The 2,866-nt window shown below is 74.1% G+C and carries 2 protein-coding genes; one reads left to right on the forward strand and one right to left on the reverse strand.

Going from position 1 to position 2,866, the window contains the following annotated elements; genetic code table 11:
- Window positions 1-88 precede the first annotated feature (88 nt).
- On the forward strand, window positions 89-625 hold the full coding sequence (locus EAO71_RS24875) for an NUDIX hydrolase family protein (RefSeq protein WP_187282813.1): 537 nt from the start codon (window positions 89-91) through the stop codon (window positions 623-625).
- A gap of 172 nt (window positions 626-797) precedes the next feature.
- Here the strand turns inward: EAO71_RS24875 and EAO71_RS24880 are convergent, their stop codons facing one another.
- The gene (locus tag EAO71_RS24880) at window positions 798-2,321 is read right to left on the reverse strand and encodes an AMP-binding protein (RefSeq protein ID WP_147980062.1); all 1,524 of its coding nucleotides are present in this window, start codon (window positions 2,319-2,321) and stop codon (window positions 798-800) included.
- Window positions 2,322-2,866: the final 545 nt, after the last annotated feature.

Raw genomic sequence — 2,866 nt, forward strand, 5'->3', positions numbered from 1 at the left:
CAGGGCGTCGCGGCCGCGGTCCGAACTCCACCCGGGCGGCAGACACGCGACCTGGGCCGGCACCCGGTCCAGGAAGTATGATCAAGCGATGTCTGACTTGACCGACACCACGCCCGGCTGGCTGAGCACGGACGAACTGAGCAGCGCCCGGGCTCGGATGCCCATCCTCTACGTCGAGGCCGTACCCGTACGCGTGGACGACAGCGGTGAGGTCGTCAGCATCGGTGTTCTCCTGCGGATCGGTGCGGAGGGAAGGATCAGCCGCACGCTCGTGTCCGGCCGGGTCATGCACCACGAGCGCGTCCGCGACGCCCTGCTGCGCCATCTGGAGAAGGACCTCGGCCCGGTGGCCCTGCCCCGGATCCCCGCCTCCCTCCAGCCGTTCACGGTCGCCGAGTACTTCCCCACGGCCGGCGTCACCGCCTTCCACGACCCGCGCCAGCACGCCGTGTCCCTGGCGTACGTCGTACCGGTGACCGGCGACTGCCGGCCCCGGCAGGACGCCCTGGACCTGGTCTGGATCACGCCGCAGGAGGCGGCCTCGCCGGCCCTGCAGAGCGAGATGCCCGGCGGTCACGGCGTCCTGCTGAAGCAGGCTCTCGCGCACGTGGGACACATCTACTGACGCCCGCACCGCACCGTGCGGGCCGCACCCCTCAGGGGTGTCGCCCGCGCCGTGCGGTCGCGCACCCCGGCACGCGGCGCGTCGCGTTCCGGTGGCGTTCCTCGGACCGGCCGGCCCGGGTGGCCGTACGCCTCCCCGGGCCCGACGTGTTCCCCTTTCGGGGAACGACGGCTCACGGAGCGGCGGGGGCGGGAGCCTCCGTCGTGAGGCTGCGCAGGGCGGCCCGGTCCGTCTTGCCGTGGGCGTTGCGCGGCAGCGACTCCAGGTGCACGAAGCGCCGGGGCAGCAGGTGCACGGGCAGCGTGCGGCGCAGTGCTCGGACGAGGTCGCGCCGGGGCACCGGGCGGCCGGTGTAGCAGGCGACGAGTTCGGCGACGTCGCCCCGTGCGTCGGCGATCACGACCGCGTCGGCCACGTCGGGCAGACGGCGCAGAGCGGCCTCGATCTCGCCCGGTTCGATCCGGAATCCCATGATCTTCAACTGGTCGTCGAGCCTGCCCAGATGGACCAGCTGTCCCTGCTCCAGGCCGACACGGTCGCCGGTGCGGTAGTGGCGGGAGGGATCGGGGCGGCCGGGGCCGGTGTGGTCCAGGAAGCGGCCGGCGTCGTCGGCCGCGTCGAGGTAGCCGTCGAACCGCTGGGGGCCGCGTACGCACAGCTCGCCGAGATCCGGGGTGACGAGGTGCTCCAGGCTGCCGTAGACGCGGCCGATCGGCACCGTGCCGTTGGCCGTGCGGGGCCAGCGGCGGGGGTCGCGGGGCAGCCGGTAGCCGGTGCAGCCCACGGCGAGCTCGCTGGGCCCGTAGACGTTGTCGATCAGCGAATCCGGCACCGCCGTGTGCCACAGGGCCGCCTGTTCACGAGTGAGCTGCTCGCCGCCGAACATGCTCTGGCGCAGGGTGGGCACCGGCCGGCTGGGCAGGGTGCCGAACTGGGCGCTCACCGAGATGGCCGAGGGCACGGAGAACCAGTGGGTGAGGCTCCTGCGTCCGAGGTACTCGGCGGGGTCGAACATCTCGGACCGGTCGGCGACCACCAGGGTCGCGCCACCGCCCCAGGTGGCGAAGAGGTCGAAGACGGAGGCGTCGAAGGTCAGGTCGAAGGTGTGCGACATGCGGCAGCCGGGACCGATGCCGTACCGGGCGATGTTGTGCTCGACGAACGGCACGACGTTGCGGTGCCTGACCGGAATCCCCTTGGGCCGGCCGGTCGTTCCCGAGGTGAAGAGGACGTACGCGAGCCGGTCGGGATCCGCCGCGTACGGGGGGAGGGTGCCCCGGGGCGTGCCGCCGAGTGCCTCGTCGGGCGTCCGCGTCAGGGTGGGGAGGCCGGTCGGCCAGTCCGGGGCGGGGTCCGGCCACACCGTCGCGTCGGCCAGCACCAGTTCCACGCCCGCCCGTTCGCACACGTCGTGGGTGCGGGCGGCCGGATAGGCCGGGTTGAGGGGGACGACGGCCGCGCCGAGCCGCAACGCGGCCAGGTACCCCACGCAGGCCACGGCGCCCTTGGGCGCGAAGAGGCCCACCCGGGTGATCGGTCCCGCCGTGTCCGCGACCCGCTGGATCCGCTCCGCGAGGGCCTCCACGGCCGTCAGCAGGTCGTGGTAGCCCACCGTCCTGCCGGGCAGCTCCAGGGCGGGCGCCTCCGGAAGCCGCTCCGCGGTGCCGGCGACCAGCCGGTAGAGGGTGGTGCTCATGAACGGTCCCCCGGATACTTCCTTCGGGCACCCGCCGGAGGCGGCGCTGCCGGGTCGGTGGGGGCGGGCGGGTCCTCGCCGCGGACGCCTCGCGTCCCGGCGACGGCATGACCCGGGGCGCCGAACACCCTTGCTCCGTCGCCCACTTCGCCTCCCCCGTCGGTCGGCCCGACTGCCGGAAGCCCCGGTACGCGGTTACGGAGGCGAGCAGCCTCGCGTTCCGTCCGGCGGCGGCGGTGGCGGCGCGGCGTCGAACAGTTCGGCATCGTACTGGTGGACACGCGCGGTGTCCCCGGTCCGCGCGGGGGCGTTCGGTGCGGGGGGGGTGTCGCGGTCACTTGCTCCGTCGCCCACTTCGCCTCCCCCGTCGGTCGGCCCGACTGCCGGAAGCCCCGGTACGCGGTTACGGAGGCGAGCAGCCTCGCGTTCCGTCCGGCGGCGGCGGTGGCGGCGCGGCGTCGAACAGTTCGGCATCGTACTGGTGGACACGCGCGGTGTCCCCGGTCCGCGCGGGGGCGTTCGGTGCGGGGGGGGTGTCGCGGTCA

The sequence above is a fragment of the Streptomyces sp. MS191 genome (assembly GCF_008042125.1).
Classification (GTDB): domain Bacteria; phylum Actinomycetota; class Actinomycetes; order Streptomycetales; family Streptomycetaceae; genus Streptomyces.

What these genes read in the sequence shown, in the direction of transcription:
- EAO71_RS24880 (WP_147980062.1), bottom strand. Translation starts at nt 2,321, where the DNA reads ATGAGCACCACCCTCTACCGGCTGGTCGCCGGCACCGCGGAGCGGCTT.
- EAO71_RS24875 (WP_187282813.1), top strand. Translation starts at nt 89, where the DNA reads ATGTCTGACTTGACCGACACCACGCCCGGCTGGCTGAGCACGGACGAA.